We start from the raw sequence: 25,891 nt of genomic DNA, 5'->3' as shown, positions 1-25,891 counted from the left end.
TTGCCGGTCATGTTGCTGCCTCCCACAGAAAACAAAGAACAAACACATGGCCACCACCCGCAACCTGGTTAAAACCTATCTGGATGACACCGAACTGGCCCGCCTCGACCGGCTGGCAGGCCAGTTACGCCTGAGCCGCTCCGAACTGCTACGCCGTCTTCTGATGAACAGCAAACTGCCCGATCAGCGCACGTTTGAAGCCTCCCAGGCCATACTTGACCTTCTCAAGGTCAATGCCGACCAGGCGCGCCTCGGCAATCTCTTTAAACTCGCCCTCGATGAACCGCTGAGCGCCGATCTGTTGGCCAAGTTTGATCAGCTGATCGTCGAGATCGAGGGGACCCAGAATGCGTTAAAAGACCTGGTGCGACAGATTGATCATTCCATCCGGCACAAAGCCCCATGATCGCCAAAAAGATCCCCAAAGACCCGAAGGTCGCAGATAATTACAAGGAACTGGCCCATTATATCGCAGCGGCCAAAGAGGCCGGCGAAAAGCTCGACCATTTCTGGATTGCCAATTGCGGCGCGGGCGAAAAGCGCGAGGATCTTGATCTCGCGCTCGTCGAAATTGACGCGGTTCGGCGTTTGAAGCCTGACGTCAAGGACAAGTCCTACCACATGATTGTTTCTTTCCGCCCCGGGGAGAAAGAAAGACTGTCTGAACAGGACCTCAAGGACATTGCAACGGCCTATGCCAAGGGACTTGGCTTTGCCGAGCATCAATATGTCGCCGGCACCCATATCAATACCGACAATTTCCATATGCATATCGCCTTTAACCGGGTGCATCCAGAAACGCTTCAGCTCGTTACCCCGTATCGCGATTACAAAGTTCTGGATCGTGTCTCGCGCCAGCTCGAAAAGAAATATGGCCTGTTTGTGGATAACGGCATGGCGCAGCGTATGGATAACAGTGCCAAACTCTCGCCCTCAGCCCGGGATTATGAATCGCAGACCTGGCAGGAGAGTTTTCAAACCCATGTGCTGGATCATCGCGACGGGATTTTAAAACAAACGGCAGAAGCAAAAAACTGGCCGGAACTGCATGACGTTCTTGCTGAATACGACATCAGGATTAAAAAGCGCGGTAACGGTTTTGTTCTGATGGGGCCGGATGGCCAAGGCATGAAAGCGTCGGCGCTGGATCGTTCCATGAGCAAAGCCGCGCTGGAAAAGAAACTCGGGCAATTCAAGCCACCTATCGATGAACAGAAAGCGACACAGGCAAAGCAATCTCGCCCCAAACGGCGCTATAAACGCCGTCCGACCCTGCGTCATCCGACCATGCCGCCGCTCTGGCGCAAATATCTTGGCACACAAAAACTGACCCCGGCCCGGCCCTCCAGTCTGGTGAGCCGGTCGCTGTCAAACTGGAAACTGTTTCTGGTCAGTGAGGCCTATCGTGATCCGCTGGCTGCGGTGTTCCTGATCGCCCATCAGGAAATGCTGCATCTGGTCTTTGGCGAGGATCGCCCCACACCAGTAACAAAACTGGCCAATCCGGCACTAAAAGCCTGGAAAGAGGCCGGACACTGGGCCAAAGCCAAATCGATGTCCTGGCTGTCAGAGACCCGCGCGACCGGTCGCGGCTGTCGCATGGATGATGAGGGCAACCTTCTGGTGCCGTTCAGGGATCGCAATGGCCATTTGCAAGCCGTGCGGCTCTATTCGCCGGACGGCAAAAGCCTCGATATTGGCAATGAACGGACACGCGGGCTGGTGCATCTCATTGATACCCGAAAGCAGATCGACAAAGGCCCGGTGATCTTTACCGCCGATTATGCTGATGCCGTTAAAATCCATGATGCGACACGGCGACCTGTGGTGGTCCTAGCCGATCCCAATGACATGCGCCAGGTACTTAAAGAGCATCAACGGCGATACCCGGACAGTAAAGCAATCATTGCCGATCCAGATATACCCCGCCAACCCAATGTCCCACTTGTGTCCCTGCCCGATCAGGATGATGCTACCGATATTCGTCGTGCATTCGCTCAAGCGACTGATGACAAAACCTTCATGGTCTGGGATGGCTGCCCCGACTGGGCCAAACCCAAAAATTCAGCCTGGCTGAAAGCCACTGGCCTGCACAGCTATGGCGTCAAGCTCACAGCCAAAGGCAACATTGCCGTGCCAATGCGCGACCGCTCCGGCAGGATTGAAAATATCATGCTGATTGATAAACAGGGTCGCCAAAGCCTGGTGCAGGAAAGCCCATCCGATCAGATGCTGACGCACAGGATTGATCCGCAAAGACGCGGGGATCGAGACACGCTGATCATCGCCCGGGATTACGCCGACGCGGCTACCCTGCATCGGGCGACAAACTGCCCGGTGATGGTCCCCGCCAGACCGGAGGACTGGGCGGATCTGGCCCGCGAAATGCGCGAGAGGAACGATGACGCCGAAATACTGGTCGCACTCGGCGCAACAGAACAGCCAGACGACACGGAAAAAGCCGCCAAGCTGGGCATGGAGATTGTGCGCCCGAAAATGGCAACTTCGTTCAAAGACTATGCTGCGCCCCATGACGGCAACAAGGCGTCACGCCTGATCGCCAGCGGTGCAGCACCTTACAAGTTCGATCCCGAGAAGTCGGATTCCAGTTTTGTCACCCTTCAGGATACCAACGGCGTCGAGCGCACCCTATGGGGCATTGATATTGCCCAAAGTGTGGACCAGACCGACGCCAACCCCGGCGACTGGATCACGCTGGAAGTTGCGGAAACCAAAGAAGTGGAGGTCGAGGAAGAATATCGCGACGAGACCGGCCAGATCAGAACCCGGACCATCAAGACCCATCGCAATGTCTGGAAAACACAGATCAAGGATGATCCGGCCAAAACACCAACCATGACCGCCCTGCGTACTGAACTGGCCCAAAAGGTGGGCGATGATGCCTGGTCCATCTGGCAGGCAGCCAACCCCGCTGACAAACGGACCATCAAGGCGCGACCGGAATTGGACACGACAAAAGCCTGGGCGCAATATCGTATCGATCAAAACGGCAAGGTTTTGATCCCGTTGCGGGACAGCGGCAACCGTCTGGCCGCGCTCTACCGGGTCGATACCGATGGATCAGGCGATATGATCACGGGGCCTGGCAGCGACAAGGGACTGCATCACGTCGTTGGCGGCAAGCTCTCAAAAAGCCCCAAAGAGCCGATCATAATTGCCGATGATCTGGTTAGCGCCATCGAACTTAACAGACAGACCGGAAAACCGGTGGTGTGGACAGTAACGACCGAGAACCTGAAGGCTGTGGCTGAAACCATACGTCGACTTAATCCCAAGCATGAAATCGTGATTGCGGCGACGGATGCGCATATGACCAAAGAAAACCGTCCGATGACACTGGCAAAAGAAGCTGCGGAAGCTGTGAAAGCAAAATTACTTGTGCCGCCACTTTCAGAAGATGCCAGGAAAGGAAATGTGACGTCATTTGGAGAAATTTTGCGCCAAACCGGGGCAAACCAGGTCAGAAAATCACTACAAAAAAATCGGCATTTGTAATATTGTTTATCCCAGCATGACCCTTAAAAATTGCCGGAATATCTGTCAATCTGCCAAAAGCACTTGCAGCGCACTTTCTGCGGGGGTTTGCTCCAGGCTTTAATCAACTGGTTCAGTACCTGTGTCGCCCGCGTGATAGTTTCATGCCAAAGCAACAAAAAAGTTGGCTGGTGACCTGCCCACTTCAAACTCCACCAGAAATGAGTAGAGTTTGTCAGGAAGAAGGAAACAGTTGCACATTTGCAAAACCATTAAAAAAATCGACTTTTGGGTTGCGCTTGTTATATAAAAAGCATCCGCATTCTAATACGAAATTCTAACGTATTAAGAGTTAGGATTGAGCAGGAAGCGAGATTAAATTAGTGTCGAACGCAAAGCAAATATTAGCGATGTTGCGCAGCCGCGCAGAGGATGACGATGAGCAATTTTATTCAATTGCTTTGCAAATTGCTGCGTCCGAAGCTCGACAGGGGCGCCGTACAACAGCGGAAGCACTTCGTGGAGCTGTAGAAGAAGCACGTTCCCGATCTCGATCCGGGGTCCCCATTCAATTTGCACAGCCACGTGGTGATCTGGAAAGTATCATCGAATTTCGTGAGCCACGTTACGTCCTCAAAGATGTCGTTCTGAACTCCCGACTTTGTGATCGACTTGATGATCTGGTACGTCAACAGACGCGGCGGGATTGGCTCCGAGAGCATGGAAAAACCCCCAATCGGCGAGTTCTGTTTCTGGGGCCTCCAGGGTCAGGAAAGACCATGACGGCTGAAGCGCTCGCTGGTCAGCTTCGTTTACCTCTCTTTGTAGTTCGTCTTGAAGCGCTTATTACGCGATACATGGGGGAAACAGCCGCCAAGCTCCGGCTTGTTTTCGATGAAACAGCCAAGCGTCGGGGTGTTTTTCTTTTCGATGAATTTGATGCTGTAGGCGGTCGACGTAGCGCCACGAATGATGTAGCTGAGATGCGGCGGGTCCTGAACTCCTTCCTCCAATACATGGAAGAAGAAAGTTCAACCGATAGCCTCGTTGTTGGGGCAACCAACCATCCAGAATTGCTCGACAAGGCACTACTGCGACGTTTCGACCTAGTGCTAACTTTCGACATGCCGTCAGAAGATGACATTAAGCGGATAATTACAATCGGGTTACGGCCCTTTAAGGTGGGGCGGCTAACGTGGACGAAAATCTTTCCTGCAGCCGCGGGACTTAGTCAGGCCGAAATCGCTAAAGCAGCTGAAGATGCCGTCAAGGCTGCTATCCTTGATGAAAGAAACTCTGTTACCACCGAGCAACTTTCACGACGTTTACAGGAACGACGTGAAATGCAGGAGGCATTTTTAACGACACGATCAACATAAGAAAGTCTCATGCCACCTGAATTTAACCGGACTCACTTTGATATTTCCGAATTTGCCGTTTCCAGGCGTTATAGCTCCCCTCCCCAGAATGTCGGTGACGGGCAAGCGCCAAGGATCCGGCAAGAGCACGGCAGAGTTCTGGAGGAGCAGCTTCGAGTAACTTTTCGTGAGGAACACGAAGCGCGTGCAAAGGCGAAACTCCCAGAAGGTTTGACGGCAAGCGACGGTGCGTATTACGAAGTCGAACTGCGAAAAGGTGCGAAAGCAGAAAAACTCGAACGCCAGCGGGATCATATTGTCGTTGGCGCCACAAAAATCGATCCGGTCTCAAAGCGAGTCTCTACCGTTGTTTTCATTCCCGATGCATCGGTGCCCGTTCTAGAGAACATTTTTCAGGATTATGCGACCGGAGAATTAACAGAGAGAGGCAATAAGCCCCCGAATAACAATTACGTTGATCCCATCGAAACGATCCGGCGTGCCCGCCTTTTTTCTTTTTGGACAGATAATCCCACTGCGCTACCAGACAATCCGCAGGATCGCATCTGGTGGGAGGTCTGGTGCAGACCCGACGTAGCGGATAATGTTGCCGCTGTCTATCGGCGTATGGAATGCCGTATCGCCGATGAGGACCGTTGGCTGAAATTTCCGGAATCCACAGTCATTCCCGTACTTGCGCGCCGCGCAGATATTGAGCTTACGCTTGTTGTCGCAGACGGGATCATGGAATTGCGTCGCGGTTCCGACACGCCAAATTTCTTTCTGGAGGATGAGCACGACAACCAGCATGACTGGGCGGAGGATCTTGCCGAGCGCACGATCTGGCCCGGAGCGGATGTGCCACGCGTGTGCCTTCTCGACACAGGTGTTAACAGGGCGCATGTGCTGATTGAACCGGCACTGGCTGAAGGAGACCTTATGGCTGCTCGTCCAGGTTGGCCATCTGCAGATAACGTCCGAGAAAGCCACGGCACTCCAATGGCCGGTCTTGCCCTGCATGGCGATCTGTTTGCGCGTCTACAAGACCTGCAAGAATACCGGCTTAGACACCGGCTAGAATCTGTGCGGATCATGCCAGCGGATGGTTTCGATCCCAATGAGCCATCCCATTACGGATCAATCACATTGAACGCTGTGGCGCAGGTGGAGATTCAGAATCCCGCCAACTCACGCGTATTTTGTATGGCCGTCACCAATGACGACCGCTCAGGCGAACGGGCGAGCAGTTGGAGCGCTTGCGTTGATCGCGCGGCGGCAGGCCTCCTTGCAGGCGATGAATCCGACCGGCCCCGCCGACTATTCTGTATATCCGGCGGCAATGTTAGGAACGCGATGCAGGTCGACCGCTTGGGGGAACTGGCAGATCATCCTATTGAAGACCCGGCCCAAGCATGGAATGCTCTCTCAATCGGTGGCTATACCGACAAGACGGACATTGATCCCGCTGATCCCTATTTTAGAGGGCACCGCCCTGTGGTGGAAGCTGGCGATATCAGCCCCTTTTCCAGAAACTCCACCGGGTGGCATTCAGGCAAGTCACCGATAAAGCCGGAAGTCGTATTCGAGGCCGGTAATCGGGCCGTCTCACACAATGGCCGCGACCTGATTGATTGTCCATCTCTGGAATTGCTGTCAACCGGTGCGGAGGTGGATCGACTGCCTATCGTCAATTTCGCAGCAACTAGCGCCGCGACCGCTCAGGCAGCGAGATTGGCCGCACGCTTACAAGCAGACCATCCAAATTTATGGCCTGAGACAATTCGCGCGCTCATTGTTCATAGTGCTGATTGGACGGAGCGCATGAAAGAGCGTCTCACGAATGAGGGGCGTTTGCGGGAACGAAAACAGCTTGTACGGACCTTTGGCTATGGCGTGCCGTCCTATGGACGTGCTACAGCATCGGCTACCAGCGACCTTGCGCTCATGGCTCAAAGGACGATCCAGCCTTATAGGCGTGAACAAAGCGTTGTCTTTAACGAATGCCATTATTACCCACTCCCTTGGCCACGAGAGGTCCTTGAGCAATACGGCGATCAGGAGTTCAAGCTCAAGATCACCTTATCATATTTCGTAGAGCCCAACCCTGGAAAGTCGGCTGCAATTGATCCGCATCGCTACCAGTCCTTTGGCCTTCGGTTCGATCTAAAGCGCCCCCGTGAGAGCACAGACCAGTTCAAACAGCGTATCAATGCTCAGGAACGCGAAAATCCTCGCCGGGCAGGAGCACCAGCCGAGCCAGATAGCGGCGAATGGTTATTGGGTCCAAATAGTATTTCAGCCGGTTCGCTGCATTGCGATGTTTGGCGCGGGACCGGTGCACAGCTCGCTGCCCGCAACATAATCTGCATCAAGCCTGTCTCTGGCTGGTGGAAGGAGAGAAGGAACCGTCAAATCTGCGAACAACAAGGGCGTTATGCGCTCATCGTCACTTTAACAGCTCCTGATGCCGAAATAGATCTGTATACCCCGATTAGCAATACCATCAGACAAGGTATCGAGATCGAGGTTTAAGTGTCTCCGCCCGTCTATAAAGGTAGCGGTGAAACGACATTCACTCTCTGAAACCTGTTACCTTCTAAAGACAGTAACCTTCCTCCCAACGTTCTTCCTGTCATAAGTAGAGACGTTAGGTAAGACCGTATGTCCTTCATCAAGTGAGCGCTGATAGGGGCCGACCTGCGCCCCAAGGTTCCTCCAGTCATAAGTAGAGGCTTTGGTTAAATTGCTCTGAGACCCAATTCTGGACCGCCGGAGATGAGAGTTTTCCGGCTTTTATCACGGTGACAGGCTGGTAGCATCGCCGGGATAATGCAGTGAAATTGGGACCTTGTACCCGATTGCCGAATGAGGACGATCCTCGTTGCAGTGTCTACGCCAATTCTCTAACTTTTCACGAGAATCTGCAAGGCTCATGAACCAGTGGGTGTTCAAACATTCCATCCGTAGCTTGCTGTTAAAAGCCTCAATGAAGCCGTTATCCGTCGGTTTTCCAGGACGTGAGAAATCCAGTGTAACGCTATTTGCATAGGCCCACAGATCGAGATCACGAGAGATAAATTCGCAGCCATTATCCACCCTGATCGTCTTTGGATAACCAGCTTGCTTGCATACTCTTTCGAACGTCTGAACCACGTCCTCACCCCGATAGGTAAACCGAGGGTCGATCGCAGGACAATAGCGTGAATGGGTATCGACAACGGTCAGAATGCGTAACTTCGTTCCGGTGGCAAGCTGATCATGCACAAAATCCATCGCCCAGATGTCGTTTGGTCCGACTGCAATCTGCCGGTCCTCGCGCAGCTTGGCCTTGACCCGCCGCTTGGGATGCCTGTTTCTGAGTTGGAGACCCAACTCTTTGTAAATTCGACGCGTTTTTTTTCACATTGATTACCCAACCTTCCCGGCGCAACAGGATGTGAACACGTCGATAGCCATAGCGAACACGCGCTTCGCAAATCTCCTTGATCCGTCTTTCGACGGCGGCCTGATCCGTCCGACGGGATTTGTAGTGATAGGTCGATGTGTCAAACGGCAAAACCTTGCAGGCCCGCCTGATTGATATTCCCCAATCCACCAACATCGCGTCGACCAGCTTGCGCTTCCAGGCAGGCCTTAAAGCTGTCGGCGAATAACATCCTGAAGCATTTCACGATCAAGTGTCAGGTCAGCAACAATCTTTTTCAGCCGATTATTCTCGCCTTCAAAAGCCTTCAGCCGGCGCATCTCGTCGGGCAACAAACCCGCATGTTTCTTTTTCCAGTTGAAATATGTCGCCTGACTGATACCGGCCTTGCGACATATTTCCGCAACCGGCATTCCACTCTCGCCCTGCTTCAAAATAAACGCCTTCTGTGCGTCCGAAAAATTCGATGCTTTCATATGTTCAGCTCCTTTTTCCAACCAGAAATCTAGCGCGGAAAACTCCAATCAAAAACGATCCAGTTTAAAGGGCTCAGAGCATTGGGGCCTTAGATCACGGTTAAATCACCCAGTTCAACGGTGTCCTTATCCATACCGCCTAAGTGTGCAACGTTAAATTTCGTGCTGCCTCCTGACTAAACGGTGTGATGTAAGGTTTAACATTTAGCTCACCTCCCCAACAGTAACCTGACCGTTCATGAGCAATGGGAGAAGCCAGTCGCGGAGTTTGGCCAATTGTATATTTTCTTTTTCGATATTATCTTGCTGGCTAAAAATAGGTTTAGATTTCTCGGTAAACGCATCGCATATATTTCCACTAGGTAAAACAACCTTAACCGTTTTCAATGTACCTCCTGAAACCTCTTTAAACGTCGATCCAGAAGCGTATTTAGTAATCGCTTTAAGAGAGTTTTTAACCGTGTAATAGATGAACTCCGTTGAATATAATTTATTTGGTATAAAGGACTTAAACCCCTGATTCGTTGTTACTTCATTTCTTGATATTGCCATGTAACCAATTGGCGCTCTTGAACTAAGCAAAACAGTACCTGCGGGGTACATTTTCAACGAAGCGTTTTTAATACCCTCAGCAGAGACATCTTGCCCACCTCGGGAAATGAATTTGTTGCCTTGATTATTAGATAAATCGTTAGGCGTTATCCAAGGCCTGCCATCAGTCGAGAAATTTTCAGGATCTTGGGTCGAAGGTGTACTGCCACCAACAATTTGGCCAAGATCTTCCAGTGTGCCATCACTCCACCCCTCCGGTATTTCCCGTTTCAGGGCTGGGTTGTAGACCATTTTGCCGCCGGAGGATTTGTAGGGTTTGCCTTGACCTTTTGGTGAGTCGTCGGGGAAGTCGAACTGTACAAACCAGTAGTCGTACAGGGTTTTGGCCATGGCTTCCAACTCGGCGTTGATGCGGTTATTGAGTGCAATTTTTTCGTTTAAAAGATAAAGAAGATCACCCGCTTTCACTTGGTCATCATATTCGGGCAACAAAAGATCCAAATATGAGAATATAGCCTCATTCAGGCTTGCTCTAAGCGTCATGACAGCGTTGTTTGTCATGGTTTTCCTGAACATTGGACTTCTTAGGTAGAAAGCCATGAATTTCGAGTAGGTGATATCAGCTTGTGTTGCACGAAGTCGTTTCAAAAAGCCACTATATGAGGCATTCGGGTAATCCTTGATAGCTACGCAGCTCATCGCTAGTTCATCAACCACTTCGCTGGTTCGAGTAAGAAAAATATCACCACTCTTTATTGAGTAGGTTTCTTTTTCTTTGTCAGATGTGTCCATCAAGTCGGGCAGTGCATCTGGCACGAAATAGTTATTGAATACCACAGAGAACGATAGAAATGGGCTACCATGCCCTGCCTGGTCTTTCGTAGAGGATATCCCGGAAGACATTGTGTATAGGTCACAAAACCGATACTTCTTGAGGTTACTCATACTTCAACCTCGCCAACTTCTTTTTAATCTCAGTTTCCAAATCACGAGACTGGCTAAACAAGCTATCCAGATTTCTGGTAAAGCTCTGCATCTTTTCCGAAAACTGTTCTGGGGTAATATCCACATATTCAATTTTGACATCGAAGTATTGGCCAGCACTTAGTGAGTAGTTCTTGGCTTCGATGTCGTCATAGCTCACCGCGACGGAAAAATCCTCCACCGCCTCTTTGGCGTTAAAGACATCGATAATCCGTTGCTCTTCCTCCGACGTTAACACAGTTTTTTGGTTTTTGCCGTTTTTGACTTTCTCGCCCAGGTTTGAGGCATCCACCAGAACCACATCGCCATCGTTGCTGGCGTCGATAAACAGGATGGACACGTTAGTGCCGGTGGTGGCGAAGATATTAGATGGCATGGAAACCACACCCGCCAGCATTTTGTTTTTCACCAGATGTTCGCGGATTTTCTTGTTGATACCTGATTGTGCGGTAATAAAGCCGGTAGGCACTACTACGGCCGCTTTGCCGCCCGATTTAAGAGAGGCAATGATGTGCTGCAAGAACAATTGGTAGATTTCCATCTTGTCCTTAGCTTTGGCTTTGATTTTGGGAATACCGGCAAAGAAACGCTCTTTATTTTCTTTGCTATCTAGCTCGTCTCTAAAATCGCTGAAATCGAGCTTAAACGGCGGGTTAGAAACGATATAGTCGAAGCGTTTTAACTCTTTGCCATCCTTATGGTAAGGATGGAGCACGGTATTACCTTGGATCACATTCGGGATTGAGTGCACCAAGTTATTTAAGATCAGGTTTAACCGCAGCAAGTTGGAAGATTTCTGCGAAATATCCTGGGTGTAGATGCTACAGCGGTTTTCACCAATGGCATGGGCGACATTCATTAACAAAGTGCCCGAACCAGCGGATGGATCATAACAGGCCACGTTGCGCACGGTGCCGCGCTGTTCTTTGGGCACTAAGATTTCCGCCATAATGCGTGCTACAGCATGGGGGGTAAAATACTCGGCGTATTTGCCGCCGGAATTACTGTTGTAGTCTTTGATCAGGTATTCAAAGATGGTGGCGTAAAAATCGAATTTTTGTGTAAAAATACGCTCAAAGCTGAATTCCACCAGTTTATTGATAATGGCGCGGCAGAAGGCATCACGCTTTGAATCATCAGCAATGTATTGGCTGATGCGGTCAAACAGCACCACTTTTGCACCGCCATCGGTTTTTACCGCGAACACATCGTTATTGGTAATGGCAATGTCGATAAGGGTATCGTCAAATAGTTTGGCAAAGTCTGGCGCGTTTTGTTGGCTAAACAAGTAGCTGATAAAGTGCTGCGGTTTTAGCCTTGCGGTATCGCCGCCCATTTGCAGTTGCAGCATGTCGAGATCGTCTTCGCTCATGGCTGCTAGGGCTTCTTCCCACTTTTCCGCTTTGGCGATGTTGTCGTCGAGCTTTTTGGCTTCAAAGGCAAACTTATCGTTTAAAAACTTATACAGAAACGTTTGGGTAATGATTTTAAATTCGTTACCGTCGTTACCTAACCCGTAGTTAGCACAGATGCTTTTTAAGCTATCAATCAGGGTTTTGGTTTTTTGCTGAAATTCTAATTCAACCATTTTGTTTTTTTCTACTTACTAATCAGTTTTACTCGCATTACCACGCTTGGCTGCCAGTATTAAATTCTTTTGAATATTCCGCGACGACGAGGTGATTAATATACCGTGAGGCGTCGGCGTTGAGTTTGATATTCTGCTCTTTCATAAAGCGGCCAATCACCAGCGGCATCATTTGGCGCTCGAAGTAGCTTTCATTGTCGAGCACCTGGCTGTTGTTGAGCACTTGCTCGTCGGCATCTTGTTTTACGCCCGCTAAAGCTGCAAAGATTTTACGTTCTGACTCACTGATGTCGCTTTGGCTTTGCTGGCGCTCTTGCAAGCGCTTGTGAATACGAGTGTATTTGGCGTCGCCCATGTATTTTTGCCGCAGTTGGTTGTTTTGGCGGTTGAGTTCTTTGACGCGATCGTGAATTTTATTGAGCGCGTCGATGTTGGCAACCATTTCGTGTTGAGTCACTTCGCTGAGGTTTTTCTTTTTAAACAGGCGCTCTAGCTCTTCTTTTAAGCTGATAAACTGTGGGTCTTGCTGGTCAAAATTGCTGGCCAGTGCTTCGCGGGTTTGGCGCAGGGTGTTTTTCAGTTTGTCGGCCAGTACCAGCTCTTCTTCGCCGATTTTTACAAACTTGAATATCACGTCTTCTAAGGCGCGGCTGAGCAAGGTACTGGTATCTTGGCCGCTTTCCAAGTCGTTTTTAAGGTTGAGTAAATCAAGATGGTTACTGGTTTCACGGTAAAGCACATTGAGCTTGGCAAAATCCAGGTCATCGAGAAAGTCATACTCGCCTTGCAAGCGGATCAAGTTATACAAGCTGCGCGCATCACCTAAGGCTTTCTTTAGCGCTAACACGGTGTCGCGATCTTGTATTTGGCTGATCTGATTGCAGAACTCTTCCATATTGTCGGTATCAAAACGGAACAGTACGTCTTTGATATGCTCGATTTCTTGTTTGATTTCTTCCTGCGACTTAAACAGGTGTGAGTAGTGCTCCATCTCATCGCCAAGTTCCGACTGCAATTCGTCGAAATAGGCTTTGTTGGTGGCATCAAACTCTTTACGAATATCGGCGAAATCCACAACATAGCCATAGCGGAAGTCTTTGTAAGTACGGTTCACTCGTGTGAGTGCTTGTAGCAGATTGTGCTTGCGGATCACTCGGCCCAAGTAGAGTTTTTTCAGTCGTTTGGCGTCAAAGCCAGTGAGTAGCATGTTGTACACGAACAAAAAGTCGATTTTGCCCGCTTTGAAGTCTTCGACCCAGTTTTTGCGCTCTTCTTTGGTGCCGATGTCATGCAGGATCAGGGCGGCGTTTTTTACCTTTTGTGCTTGTTTAACAGATTCAGAATAAGCGGCTGGCGCAGGTTCAGCGACTTCGAGTACCTGGCCACTTGAATTGGTTGTTTGCGGCAGAATAGGTGCATCGGCATAAACGCCATTGAAAATTTCAAACATCTGTTTGGCTTGATCTGAGCTGTCGCAAATTACCATGCCACCCATCATGGAATCGTTTAATGCGCCACGGCTTTTTTCAAAATCGGTCACAATGTAAGTCAACATCGGCTCAACAAAGCTTGGGTGGGCATAAATCAGCTTACGATCAACATCGCCCATTTTCACTTCGGCTTTTTCAAGAGCCTTTTGCAATTCGATTTTGTATTGAGTGCTAATTTCTTCACGGATTAAGCGCAGGGTGTAACCGTCGGCAATGGATGCGTTGTAGTAGTACTTATGAATGTAGTCACCAAACAAGGCGCGTGAGTTGTAGTCATCCCCCAATAGCGGCGTGCCAGTTAGGCCAATTTTGATGGCGTTGCTATCTGACTGGCTCAAGTTGGCTAAAAAACTGCCTTTGGGGTTATAGCTGCGGTGAACTTCGTCTAAAAAGTACACGCGCTGTATCGCGACGTTGTAATCTTTAGTGCTGACAACATCTGGATCATCTTTAAACTTCTGAATGTTCACCACGGTGATTTCTGGCCTGCCAGAATGGTTATGGATCACCTGCATGGCTTTGATGTCACGGGTAAAGGCATCCCGTGAGTTGATAGTGTGTACGATTAAGCCACGGGCGATAAATTCACGTTGCGCTTGTTGCAGCAGGTCTAGGCGGTCAACTATAAAGTAAAACTTTGCAATAACCTGTTGCTTTTGAAAGTAGTCGGTTAAAAATCGCACGTTGTAAAATGTCAGGGCGGTTTTACCGCTGCCTTGGGTGTGCCAAATAATGCCTTTTTTAACACCTTCGCTTAACTTGCGTTCGATGGCTTTGGTAGCAAACAGTTGTGGGTACCGCATAATTTGCTTCTGTAGCCCGTCGGCTTCTGACACATAGGCCAGCGCATAGCGCAAGATGAAGGCAAAGCGTTCACGGGATAACAAAGAGGTGCAAATGCGGTTGGTCGGACGCTCGGGCTGTTTGTTGGTCAGAAACTCTGGGTTACTACGAATCACTTCCAGATTGGTGTCTTTTAAGACTTTCCGTTCGTCTTCATCCGACAGAGGCTTAAGTAGTGCGGTTAGGTTTAAGATTTCTTCTTCACGGAAATAGTTAAATACAGGCTCATGGTAAGAACTACTGGCGTAAAAGGCACCTTGTACTGGTTCTGGATCGCCATCATCATACTCCATATTATTGGAGAAAATCATAAACTGGGTAATATTGGCAAAGCGCTTAAATTTAGGGTTTTGAAAGCGCTTGTTGATCCGGTCACGCTCGGCCAGAATGCCTTCCCGATTGTTTGGCTTCTTCACCTCAATAAACACCAACGGCATGCCGTTAATTAGCAAAGTGACGTCAGGACGGAATTCTTCATCACCATTTTGACAAGTCAGTTCTGTGACAACATGGAAAGTGTTGCGATCAAAATTTTCATAATCAATCAGTTTAGTATTGGAACGTTCAGACAGACGCTCAAAGAAGGCACGACCTAGGTCTTCGTTATCAAGCAGCAACTTGACATCTTCCAGCAAACGCACTGCATCCGACTCTTCAATACCGGGATTGATTTTTGTGATCGCTGCACTGAATAAAGCTGGAAATATATTGGTATCAAGATCCCAAGTTTGGTCTTTAAGTGAAAGGTATTGATAGCCCAAACGCATCAGGTGAAGAATGAGTGGGATCTTCACTCGTGAGTCTTCATTAAACGCCATAGCATTCCCTTATAAGGCAGCAAATCTGGACCCATCTTATTGGGTTAGCTTGGTAGACAGCGGGCTTAACATTCAGATAATTTCTAAACCTATTCCATCATCGGCCCTCTACCCTTCTTTAAGACCACGTTAAGCATGGCACCGCCATGCGAATAAGCAGGATGCCCATTCTCGGGCAGTGTGGTGGGCCCACCACACCTATCCTGCCAGACCAACGACAGGGGAGAGTTATACAACTTCGTGCAATCTTCTGCAAACTCCCGCATTGTCGTGCAAACTTCTGCAAACTTCTGCAATCTCCTGCAAACATTTGAAATGTATATATTACATGGCGGATTTCCGCCAAAAACCTATCCGTTTTGCAGGTTGCACCGTGGCATCTCATGTGGATGATTGGCGGCCTATCACTCCCTCCTCTGATTACCTTTAAGAGCAATAGGCCGGAATACGTGAGAGTTGCCATTTATGCCCGTCATTCGACGGATCGTCAGATCACAAGCAGCCATGACCAGATATCCAGATGTGAAGCCTATTGCCTGGCAAAGAATTACCAGATCACCGATATTTATCACGATGAAGCCTTTTCCGGCGCAATGATGGAAAACCGGCCCGGAATTTCCAGCCTGCTTATGGCAGCATTCGACAACCGGTTTGACCGCATCATCTGTGAAGATCTCTCGCGCATCAGTCGCGACCAGGCAGACGTAGCCCATTTCTTCAAGAAAATGGTTTTTGTCGGCATTGAGGTCGAAACCATCAGCGAAGGTGTGATCAACGAGCTGCATATCGGCCTGAAAGGCACAATGAATGCGCTTTACCTCAAGGACCTGTCGGATAAGACCCATCGAGGCATGGTCGCCGCCGTATTACGCGGCAGCGTACCGGGTGGCCGCACCTATGGTTACGAAATCGTCCGGGGGCTGGACGAGACTGGGGGACTATTACATGGCAAACGCAAAATTGTTCCAGACGAGGCCGAAACCATCCGCAAGATCTTTGCCATGTATCAGAGTGGCGAAAAACTGCGCCACATTTGTAATGCACTGGACCGGATGGGCATTGCAGCCCCCTCTGGCGGAAAATGGGCACCCACCACACTGGTTGGCACACGGGTACGCAAGACAGGCCTTTTGCGCAACACACTGTATCGCGGCATTGTCACCTTTAACCGGATGCAATATCGCAAGAACCCGGAAACCGGCAAAAAACTCTCGGTCATGCGCCCGGAAAGCGAATGGATTCATGTGCCGATCCCGGAATTGCAAATTATCGATGATGCAACTTTCGATGCGGTGCAGGCGATGCTGGATGAACGTTCCAGCAAGGCCGCCGAATATCGTGCCACTGTGAAGTTACGAGATCCGGTCGAAACAGACACCATTGCCAAATCGCGCATCCGCGACTGGCGGGAACGGCAAATCAAAACCGGCGGCAAAGTTTTTGCCCTGTTTGCCGGTCGCCTCAAATGCGCCCATCACAATATTCGCATGGGAGCACACTGGGCAGACCGCTATGCCTGCCGCCATCATCAATGTGCCAATCGGGCTGTCCGCTATGCCGATCTGATGGAAGCGGTGCTGGCCGCAGCCCTGCGGCTCAAGCCCGAAGACATTACCGCCTATTATCAAAGCGACAAAATAGAGCGCAAACGCCAGCGCCATGTCCGACATCTCGAAAAGTCACAGCAGAAACTTGAGGACTTACGCAATCGGGCCGAACATGCCCTGAGCACCTTTGGCGTTGGCAGCGACACCAGCGAACTCAAAGCCTGGTTCGAGGACAATACCGAACAAATGCGCCTCACCCGCCTTGACATTGACCGGGAAAAACGCGCTCTGGCGGAGCTTTCTCCCCCTACCAACATTCGGGAAATCCATGCGCGCTTCACCAAAAACATTGAAAAACTGCGGGTCTGGAGCCGTGACCCTGAAGCCGTCACCCAATTGCGCAATACGATGAAAAGCTACACCATCACTGCCCATTGGGACCCTGATGGCAAACGCTGGTATCGGACCTGCGAAATTGAATACGACATTCCAGCAATGGTGCGCATTCTCGGCCAACAAAAGTAAACCGGCAAAATTTTGCCGGTTTAAAAATCGTATCCTTTCAAAACTGAAACCCGATTTGCCCGGTGCTATCGATCTTTGTAAGAACACCCGGAAAGTCGCTGCTGGAAATCTGAACAAAATCCGGCATCCGATCCAACCTGCTTTGACGATATTTCGGGTCAATATTCGTCATCTTCCCACTTTAGCATATTGGCAAAAAATGATGTCGGCGGCCTCATTCACGCTCATAGGCAGCCATTCTGCATAAAAATACGACAGGAACCCCGTTTCGGAGATAAACGGCAGATCAAGGTAAGCGCTGCGTGCAGCCCACCTTAACTTGATAAGAGCAATCGAAGATATAGAGTAAGCGTCCACTCACGCCTACCTTGCGGGAGAGAGTAAAAGACCGGATTTTAGGAGCAAGAGGGAGCGGTGTCTCCGAACAGCTTGGGAAATCGGGATTTGGCCGACATATGTAGTTCTGACATTGTCAACGGACACCGTCTGACGACAGAGGAAAAGCAGCGTCTTGTTGCCGCGAGCTTTGCCTCTGGTGTGTCAGTGCGGGAATATGCGATCCGGCAGGGGATTGGGCACAGCACCCTGAACAAATGGCGTCGACAGTACGGCAGGTCAGCAGGTCGGCAGATAGTAGTCCGGCTTTTGCTCCGGTCGCGCTGACGGACCGTCAAGATGTTGCGGATTATTCTTCTCATCGCCCGGAAGACGCCTCTTTTCTGTGAAAAACCGCCGGAGGGTTGCGAGCCCGTTGATGGCGGTTTTTCTATACTCTGTCGTCGGCTGACATCCGTCAATATCTCTCAAGGTTATAGTACGATGCTCTTGGACGTTCATCAGTGAGTGCCTGCTAGTTGGATCTTAGGCTGGCGATCAACGTCAATGCCGTAGATGAGCCTAGGATCCGTCGAAGTCGAGAGAGCCTGCTAGAGCGTCTCCCTGTTATGACATCAGCAGTTGATGGAGGGCCAGGTGGCTGCCGCCCCCATGCGGCATAAATGGGAGCGAATGCATACGGAAAGCCGCCATCCAATTCGACGGTTTCCTCCAGTTGAACAAAAGTGCCTGATCTGTTGATTTCTGCGTATAGATGGAATGGCTCACCCTCCTTCATCACCAAAGTGGCAGCCAAACCTTCTTTTCGGTCCGGCATATCGACCGCCCTTTTGTAGGCATGCTTCCTATCGAATTGGGCCCGCCAGATTTCACTTATTGTTAGGACCGCATCTCCGCCCAACCGCAGCACGTCATGTGCAAGGCTTCGCATAAATACATACTTCTGGCCGTGCTCCTCAATTCGCACCTCCCTCATGTCGATCGGCTTGCCGTTCTTAAAAATTATGATCATGAAAACGTGATGGCCGTCGTGCAAAAATAGCTGACGGGCCATCTTAAAGAAATGTCGCGCATGGCTACGAACATCCAGATCATGACTGCGATTCTCGGTCATCTCAATGCCATAACGCTTGGCGGCTTCCTTTGCCTTTTCGACGTCCAACTTCACGCGATGCGCCTCAAACTCTAATAACTGCCCGGTCGCGATCCAGATGTCCAAGAGCCTGTTCTCATGGTGCCCAATCATGCATGGCATGCGTCCACCGGCCATAGCTCGGTCGTAAGGAAGCTCACCCTTCTCGGTTGAGACCGTTGGCTCCAGTAGACCCATATGACGGTGAGCATCCGCGACCAGGAGCGATAGATGCCCGTACGCAATGGCCACGGCATCCAGCAATTCGTAGTCCGGTAGTGAGTTTTCGACCCATCGTCTTTCTATCCGCAGCACGCCATCTTTTAGTATATGCGCTCCGAGGGCGTTCTTTGGGACGTTTTCAAGGATGTGCTTCGCACCATCGAAAAGGTCTGCACGAACGTCTTCCCTTGGGCCTTCATTGAGATGGGAAGCAAGTATCTCTGCTCGAACCCAGCTATGGCTCTCAAGGTCGCCTTGCTTCTCAATACGATTCCTTGCATCGACCATCCAGCGCATGAGAGGTATCGCCTTTAAACGTTCCTGCCACGCTTGATACCAAACATCAAATTGCGGAATTATCGCTTTGTTACTCTGAAGAATGAAGGAAACCGTCCTAGCCGTCTGTATCGCAGTCTGGATGGCAACCCGGAATGCTTCTGGATCAAAGTAAGCTTGCTCCGCCTGATGCCACTGCCGATGCAAATCTTCTAGTCGCCGATCAACTGCATGAAGAGGGCATTTGTAGTTGTGCTTGGTATCGGACATCTACATCCTCCTTTAGCAACATCGATAATCATCATCGGTACTGACTTACGCCACGTGAGTCCAACTGAACTTTCCTTGCCGACATTCCGCATTGCTCGCGAGTGACAACAAATAGTTGACAACGGCATTATCTGAGAATACCCGTCAACCTACCGAACGTACGAAGGTTGAATTAAAATATCAATGGGTTGTTGGCAACTTGGTAGAGAGTCCCACCCTCTTCGCCATCTTCCAGATAAAGAACTGAAAAACATAGATTATAGGCTAGCACTGTAAGCGGCGGGTTTAAAAATCCTGTGTATCACGATTGTGTCACAGTCGCCAACGCTCGGCTACCAGCCGTTCGCAGTTTAATGCTTTCAAGAAAACACCTTCCATTGCTATGCTATCGCCATAAAGTTGAAATTGAAGATTGCATCTCTCGAGGGGCCTCAAATGTTTTCTTACATAGCAGTCGGTTTACTCTCTGTGTGGATCGTTTTCATGATCCTCATCTGGACAAAAGGCGGACTGCGCAAAGGACGCAAGTTCGGAAACAAAATTGCCAAGCATCTTGGCCTTACAAATAACTTTTTTCACTCGGTTTTGGACAACGGCACATCGGGTCCTTCCCTTCAAGTTTTAGCCACTCTTGAAACTGGCAACCTCTCAGTTCACCAAGCAAGCGTTGAGCTTGGTCCTTCGTTGAATCGTGGACTAGCCCAGTTAGAAACCAAGTTTGGGCCCCAAGAAATGATTGAGAACGCTAAGCCTGTCGTTATGAATCTGGTAAGGGAATGGGAAGAGCTTCGGAAAAACAGCTAAAGTAGCCTCTTTCCCTCCCCCAAAAGACGAGGCGCTTTCGCTGTCGCGCCGATGGATTTCGATGAGTTTTTTGAGATTTTCAATGCCATGGGCTGTTAAGGCTAGCCTGTATTCCTCGTTGCAGCCATGCACATGCATGAAGCCGTCTTCGGCGGCAAATGTTCCTGTCATCGCCGCTCCAGCCCCGTCCGGGGCAAAACTGCCAAATTCACCCCTGTCACCATTGGCTGACACGATCAAAGCCCTGAAAGCCTGTGCAGCTTTTTGCGCAGCATCGCTCTCATTTGCCCGGATGGCGGCATCGAATTGGCGGGCAATCTGTTTGGCAGTGTGAATATCGTGATCTGTTACCGTGTGCATCTTGGGTATCCCTTTTCTGAATGACAACCGAAGGACCGCTCTGGCCGGTTCAACTTCTTCCCGTCGTCAAAAAAGGGTGAATGCCGTCAAGCTGAATATGGGATGTTCAGGCCGTCAAGGCCTGAACCGGGACCCTGATTCTGCTTTACGGCAGAGGGCGAAGTCCTGGCTGCGGCCTATCATCAAGATCAGCCTCACAATGAAACACTCAGCATATCAGAAGGCAAAACCAATAAGATCCTCCTCCGGCGCAAAGCTGATGCCTTCGACCGTCGAGAACTCATTCATCACCACACCAAACTGTCTTACGTGCCAACCAGGCCTTCCTGCCTGGATACCAGCGTAGCGCCAAACCTTCTGCCAAAAGAGTGACAGCTACATCTTCACCGTCGAGATACAAACTTCCCAATTTGCGTCCATATCGATCATCTTGGTCGGCATAATGGATCGCAATTTCGTGCGCACTGTGAACAAGTGTTTGAAGCCTCGCCTTCGCCTTCAAACCAAGTTGCAGTTCCGACTTACAGCGTGGACTGTAAATTTCCGGTGTATCTATATCGAGAAGTCGCACGCGATCCCCGGCCACCATCACGGTATCCCCATCCACAACCCAGACATTAGCGGGTTCAATAGCGAGAAAGGCAGCCATTGAGACGTCACCTCAAAACTAGCTATAATTTCATTGTAACAGACACAAACCAAGCTAATGTAGCACCTACCGTTACTCGAGAAAAAAACATAAATCTCAATTTAACTGTTGCCCCCAAAATTCTGAATTATACTATATTTTTAATAAAACCCACTTAAAAATAGGAGCACGCCATGAAAAAACGAAACTTGGAACTCAAGGTTCTTGATTTAGCAAAAACAGAATTAGATAAATTGTACGGATTCTACAACATAGATGAAAGTCAAAATGATAGACCAGATGCCGCAATAAACGTAATAGAACCCCGCTCTGATTTTGATGAAAAAAATCCTTCATTCAAAGTTGGCATAGAAATCACCTCCGTGGACAAAGAAGATGTCCAAGCATATTTTAACGATCAAACGTATGGAATAAACAAAATCAACGAAGCATTTGCAGAAAACAAAAAGAACGGGGGAAAAATCAACCACGCCAACAAAAAAATGGAAATATTCGTAGATGAATTTTATATCTACGAAGGAGCGATGAAAAAATTAAAAAAACATGAAGACTACGCTAAATCCAATATTTTCAAAGATATCATTCTCATCTGCCACAGCGAAAACACAAACTCAAACAAGCTACTTAGAGAATGGACAAACTTCTTATTAAGTAAAGAAAATTTCCCGTTTGATAAAGTATTATTCACCGCCCTTGAAACCCAAAAGTGTTTTTTAATCTATGAAAAGAAAAAACCTCTATTAACTGAACCAAGACCCTTTAATCACGTTCGCCACCAAAGGGCCGAAATCACCATACCAATTGGTCACCACAACATCCTCGGAGCTTTATTAAACGAACCAATAATCCAACCTAAAAAATCAGCGAAGCGAACAAAAAAACACTAAAAACAAGAAACAACCAAATAATCTTGAATAATTAAAAATTTTGATCATCTGCACTGGTGCAACTCACAGCTCTTCTGCTAGTTGTGAGCACCCAGCCCAGAGATCTAACGGAAGTTAATAGTTAAGAAAACCACATTGAATTGGCTGAGGACCTTTCAAATTCACTATAAAATTCGACACTGGGCAGGGCTTCGGCGAGTTTGTGGATTGCACAATCCATTTTTCAACCCTCCCATGCCGGAAACAGCCGCCCGGCCCGATCCATAAACCCGGATCCGTCACCAGATTTTGGTGTTATCCTCATTTTCGCAATGATATCTGGATGTTAGAATGAATTCCCGGTTTCCAAAAAATAACAGGGTGTTTTTTCGATGCAGTTCTCGGATTTCGGTCGACGGCGGGTTCTGGCGGCATTCGACGGGGGCGAGATAACCTCTGACGCGGGCGGATTATTGCTGCGCGAAACCGCCGCTCGATTGAACCTCTGGTCGCGCATGGCGCGGTATGTCGACGATCACCGGGACCCGGCCCGGGTGAGGCATCACCTGCCCGATTTGCTGGCTCAACGCATCATCGGCATCGCGCTGGGCTACGAAGATCTCACGGATCATAACGATCTGCGCAACGATCCCTGCCTGAAGCTGATGGCGACAGCAAACACGCAGCAGGGCCATCCGCCAAGGCAACGAGCCGGCGCGTCCACCCTTGGGCGGCTGGAGCAGGATTTCATCGAAGGGGATCGCCGCTATCACAAGTTCGCGGCAAAAACGTCGCAACTTCAGGATCTCTATGTCGAGCTGTTTGTGGAAAGCTACGATGTCCCGCCCGACCACATCACACTCGACATCGACGCGACCGACATCAAGACCCACGGCCATCAGGACGGCGGTTTCTTCAATGGCTATTACGAACACCGCTGTTTCCTGCCCCTCTATATTTATTGCGGGCCCCACTTGTTGTTATCCCGGCTGCGCGCGGGCAATGCCGACGGGGCGCGCGGCGCGAAGAAAGCGATCAAGCGGATCGTTGGCCAGATCCGCGCGCATTGGCCGAAGGTGAAAATTCTGATCCGGGGCGACAGCGGGTTCGCGCGCAAGAACCTGATGAACTGGTGCGAGGCCAACCGCGTGGATTATATCTTCGGCCTGCCCCGCAACACCTGGCTACTGCACAAGGCCCGCAAAATCAGGAGCCGTGCTGCCGTGGCGATGGTCGACAGCAACGCTGCCGTAGAGATATTCGGCCATTTCTCTCATCAACCCAAATCGGGAAGCTGGCCGCGACCGCGACAGGTCATCTGTAAAACCCTGCACCGCCCGGGTCGGGACCAGAGGGTCCGCTTTCTGGTCACCTCTCTAAACTGGAACACCCCGCTGGTGATCCGCGAAGTGAAGGCATTTCCAAACGACCGCGATGCCATGGCCCGGGCAATCTATCAGAACATCTACTGCCCGCGCGGCGACATGGAAAACCGGATCAAGGATTGCCAGCTCGACCTGTTTGGCCACCAAACCTCGGCCCATGGCTTCAAACCCAACCAGCTGCGCCTGATCTTTGCCGGGTTTGCCTATGTGCTGATGACACAACTGCGCCTGCGCGCCCTGAAAGGCACCGACCTGGCCCGGGCCGCGCCCGATACCATCCGACAAAAACTGCTCAGGATCGGTGCCAGAATCACCACCTCGATACGACGGATCAAGATCTCCATGCCCAACCAGAATATCTTCCTCACCGCCTGGCAGGCTTTGCGCGCGCCAACATAGACGCACGACTTCGCGACAACATCACAGAACACGCCAAACGCCACTCGGGCGAAGGGTTTCACATGCCTTGCCTCAGGCAAAAAAAATACCACAGGTTGCGTTTTCGGCACAATATCTTCTCCTGACCCTCACCGCGCCCGAACAGACGAACTGCTCGCCGGAAAATCAGACCCGGCAGGCCAAAATCAGCAGGAAACCGCAACTCAAAAAAAGCTGGTGACGGTTCCGGGACCAGGTTCCGATCAACCGCATCACGATATTCCGTCACCTGCAAACGCTGGTCGATGTCGGCAACTTCCGCCACCACATCGGCGGGCCACGGCCAGCACAGTCCCGCCAGTTCCGTGTAAAACTTGCGGATCGGCAAAACGATCTCCGCTTCAAAGCGGTGCCAGATTCCGAGTTCGCGCATCTTTTGCTTCACAGGCGTAAGAAGATCCCCGGTTTCATCTTCCTCGATGTCATGGATCAGGCCATAGGGCGCGGCCCGACGCGAAACGTTATCGCACGCCATCACACAATACTGGGCAACAGAGACATCACAGGCCCCGTTCCAGCGCCGTAAATGTGCCAGACCCCGGGCTTTTCGGGCAAATAAAAGCTGGCAGTCAGAAGGCTGGTGAACGGCAGGAAGAAAATCATGCATGACCACTCTCCTGCTGCTCGATGGCCCGTAAATTGTGGCGCACGGTATCGCGCAAACGGGCCGATTTGAGCATGGCATAGAGATAGCCAGCTGGGTCGCGCACGCCCTGACGGTCAACCGCCACCATCACAGCGGCCAGCGCCGCCCAGCCATGTTTGGCCAGCGCCACCTGCCAGACAGCGGGCCGCAATTTGATCTGGCGGGAAAGGGTCGATTTAACAGCCGTCGCAACCGCCTGAATGGAGGCACGAGACGGTTCCGGTCCCATCAGGTCACACAGTTCGGCTGCCGTAAGCTGTCTTTGCAAGGTCGGGGATGCCTGAACCATCAAAAACAGGATTTCCCGATCCACATCAAGACTGGAAATTGTCGGGCTCGATCTCTGCCCGGGCATTGCCTGCGAAGCCCCGCCTTGTACAAGGTTCGTAGAACCGGGATTTAACTTGTAGGATTTAAGGTGGACAGAAGCGTCCACCACCCCGGACTCTTTTGTCACCTCTTCTGACACATTCATCATCGCCAGATCATCTCGTTCGACCTTCGCCTGTTCGCGGGCGGACTCTATCTTCTGTTCGAGAAAGTCTGCCGCCTGGCGCAACTCATGCAGACGTGCCGCGACCGGACGCAAATCAATCCCGGCATTGCCATCCGAACGCCGGTTCGACGCGGAATACCGCCTTACAATCCAGTGATTGGCCTCCAGCAAACATAATGCCCGCCGGATCGACCGTTCATTCTTACCGGTCAATTCGGCCAAACGCCGATTGCCTGGCCAGACCGTCAAGCGGCCACTGCGCCAGGTACGCACATCATAAACATGCTCGATCAGCAGAATGAGAACACGAACGGAAAGATCGGTCAAACAGGGGGATAAACAGGAAATGCCTCGGCTCACGAGACCGACTACCGAAGCCGTGGTCACATCATTGCAGCCGGTAAAACCGTCACACAAGGCGAGTAAATCGCCATAACTTTCCGTCCGTCGGGCAAGGCCTGGAACGGATTTGGGCCCCGAAGGGCAGACAACAGAGTCGTCCAGATTCATATTTTTGTCGGCACAGGCCGGTTATTTGCTTTTGTTCTTGACAAAGCAATCCCGTCGCCTAAACTGATCCCATTATTAGCGAGGGCAGTTTAAGCCTTTTCAAAGACCCGTTGGTTGCCGCCAGCGGGTTTTTTGCATTTTTAAGCTATTGAAAAGTCAGGAAATAAATAGCCTCGTAAGCGCCGCCTCCTCTTAAAGGCGATGCCCGACTGCAAATTTCTCTTGTGACGTGAATCCTTGGAGTCTATATCTAAGACTTGCCAAGTGAGAGAGAAGTGGTTGCGGGGGCCAGATTTGAACTGACGACCTTCAGGTTATGAGCCTGACGAGCTACCGGGCTGCTCCACCCCGCGATTGTGGGTATATTGTATCTATTTAAGGATAAATAGATAACGCCGCAT

Annotated in this window: 16 protein-coding genes, 1 tRNA gene and 1 pseudogene; 8 read left to right on the top strand and 10 right to left on the bottom strand. The window is 50.4% G+C overall.

What is annotated here, in order from left to right; all coding sequences use genetic code 11:
* Positions 1 to 46 precede the first annotated feature (46 nt).
* The 4 genes from J4E05_RS16450 to J4E05_RS16435 all read left to right on the top strand — a co-directional run bounded on the left by J4E05_RS16450 (position 47) and on the right by J4E05_RS16435 (position 7,385).
* Positions 47 to 406 (top strand): plasmid mobilization protein, encoded by a 360-nt coding sequence (locus J4E05_RS16450; protein ID WP_349597662.1) that lies wholly within the window; start codon positions 47 to 49, stop codon positions 404 to 406.
* On the top strand, positions 403 to 3,516 hold the full coding sequence (traI, locus tag J4E05_RS16445; RefSeq protein ID WP_349597659.1) for a TraI/MobA(P) family conjugative relaxase: 3,114 nt from the start codon (positions 403 to 405) through the stop codon (positions 3,514 to 3,516). The genes J4E05_RS16450 and traI overlap by 4 nt, the downstream gene beginning before the upstream one ends.
* Before the next feature lie 362 nt (positions 3,517 to 3,878).
* Positions 3,879 to 4,874 (top strand): AAA family ATPase, encoded by a 996-nt coding sequence (locus J4E05_RS16440; protein ID WP_349597656.1) that lies wholly within the window; start codon positions 3,879 to 3,881, stop codon positions 4,872 to 4,874.
* Positions 4,875 to 4,883: 9 nt separating this feature from the next.
* Entirely contained in the window at positions 4,884 to 7,385 is a 2,502-nt protein-coding gene (locus J4E05_RS16435; protein ID WP_349597653.1) for a S8 family peptidase, read from the top strand.
* A gap of 264 nt (positions 7,386 to 7,649) precedes the next feature.
* Here J4E05_RS16435 and J4E05_RS16430 read toward each other — a convergent pair.
* The 4 genes and pseudogenes from J4E05_RS16430 to J4E05_RS16415 all read right to left on the bottom strand — a co-directional run bounded on the left by J4E05_RS16430 (position 7,650) and on the right by J4E05_RS16415 (position 15,028).
* Positions 7,650 to 8,753: pseudogene (locus tag J4E05_RS16430) on the bottom strand (IS3 family transposase).
* 204 nt (positions 8,754 to 8,957) lie between these two features.
* Complete coding sequence (locus J4E05_RS16425; protein WP_349597650.1) at positions 8,958 to 10,250, bottom strand: restriction endonuclease subunit S; 1,293 nt, start codon at positions 10,248 to 10,250, stop codon at positions 8,958 to 8,960.
* Positions 10,243 to 11,877, bottom strand: coding sequence for an HsdM family class I SAM-dependent methyltransferase (locus tag J4E05_RS16420; RefSeq protein ID WP_349597647.1), 1,635 nt, complete (start codon positions 11,875 to 11,877; stop codon positions 10,243 to 10,245). The genes J4E05_RS16425 and J4E05_RS16420 overlap by 8 nt, the downstream gene beginning before the upstream one ends.
* Positions 11,878 to 11,914: 37 nt before the next feature.
* Positions 11,915 to 15,028, bottom strand: coding sequence for a type I restriction endonuclease subunit R (locus J4E05_RS16415; protein WP_349597644.1), 3,114 nt, complete (start codon positions 15,026 to 15,028; stop codon positions 11,915 to 11,917).
* Between the two features lie 449 nt (positions 15,029 to 15,477).
* Here J4E05_RS16415 and J4E05_RS16410 point away from each other — a divergent pair, with 449 nt between their 5' ends.
* Positions 15,478 to 17,100 (top strand): recombinase family protein, encoded by a 1,623-nt coding sequence (locus J4E05_RS16410; RefSeq protein WP_349597641.1) that lies wholly within the window; start codon positions 15,478 to 15,480, stop codon positions 17,098 to 17,100.
* 414 nt (positions 17,101 to 17,514) lie between these two features.
* Complete coding sequence (locus J4E05_RS24095) at positions 17,515 to 17,763, top strand: transposase (protein WP_503012349.1); 249 nt, start codon at positions 17,515 to 17,517, stop codon at positions 17,761 to 17,763.
* Positions 17,764 to 17,950: 187 nt separating this feature from the next.
* Here the strand turns inward: J4E05_RS24095 and J4E05_RS16405 are convergent, their stop codons facing one another.
* The 3 genes from J4E05_RS16405 to J4E05_RS16395 form a co-directional block, all read right to left on the bottom strand.
* Complete coding sequence (locus J4E05_RS16405) at positions 17,951 to 19,336, bottom strand: Ea47 family protein (RefSeq protein WP_349597639.1); 1,386 nt, start codon at positions 19,334 to 19,336, stop codon at positions 17,951 to 17,953.
* 705 nt (positions 19,337 to 20,041) lie between these two features.
* Positions 20,042 to 20,500, bottom strand: coding sequence for a hypothetical protein (locus tag J4E05_RS16400; protein ID WP_349597637.1), 459 nt, complete (start codon positions 20,498 to 20,500; stop codon positions 20,042 to 20,044).
* Positions 20,501 to 20,780: 280 nt separating this feature from the next.
* The gene (locus tag J4E05_RS16395) at positions 20,781 to 21,149 is read right to left on the bottom strand and encodes a thermonuclease family protein (RefSeq protein WP_349597634.1); all 369 of its coding nucleotides are present in this window, start codon (positions 21,147 to 21,149) and stop codon (positions 20,781 to 20,783) included.
* 173 nt (positions 21,150 to 21,322) lie between these two features.
* On the opposite strand from J4E05_RS16395, the gene J4E05_RS16390 reads away from it, so the two are divergent.
* Positions 21,323 to 22,036: a hypothetical protein gene (locus J4E05_RS16390; protein ID WP_349597632.1), complete on the top strand. Its 714-nt coding sequence runs from the start codon at positions 21,323 to 21,325 to the stop codon at positions 22,034 to 22,036.
* A 371-nt stretch (positions 22,037 to 22,407) separates the two neighbouring features.
* On the top strand, positions 22,408 to 23,799 hold the full coding sequence (locus tag J4E05_RS16385) for an IS1380 family transposase (RefSeq protein ID WP_349597629.1): 1,392 nt from the start codon (positions 22,408 to 22,410) through the stop codon (positions 23,797 to 23,799).
* A 58-nt stretch (positions 23,800 to 23,857) separates the two neighbouring features.
* Here the strand turns inward: J4E05_RS16385 and J4E05_RS16380 are convergent, their stop codons facing one another.
* From J4E05_RS16380 to J4E05_RS16370, 3 genes are all read right to left on the bottom strand, one after another.
* A complete protein-coding gene (locus tag J4E05_RS16380) occupies positions 23,858 to 24,445 on the bottom strand; it encodes a hypothetical protein (RefSeq protein WP_349597626.1) in 588 nt (195 codons plus the stop codon).
* On the bottom strand, positions 24,438 to 25,490 hold the full coding sequence (locus J4E05_RS16375; protein WP_349597623.1) for a helix-turn-helix domain-containing protein: 1,053 nt from the start codon (positions 25,488 to 25,490) through the stop codon (positions 24,438 to 24,440). Before J4E05_RS16375 ends, J4E05_RS16380 begins: the two co-directional genes overlap by 8 nt.
* A 276-nt stretch (positions 25,491 to 25,766) precedes the next feature.
* Positions 25,767 to 25,843: transfer RNA gene (locus J4E05_RS16370), tRNA-Met, on the bottom strand.
* Positions 25,844 to 25,891: the final 48 nt, after the last annotated feature.

Origin of the sequence: Thalassospira sp. NFXS8 (genome assembly GCF_040148805.1) — a bacterium.
Lineage (GTDB): Bacteria > Pseudomonadota > Alphaproteobacteria > Rhodospirillales > Thalassospiraceae > Thalassospira.
This window is presented reverse-complemented; position numbering and strand designations above follow the sequence as displayed.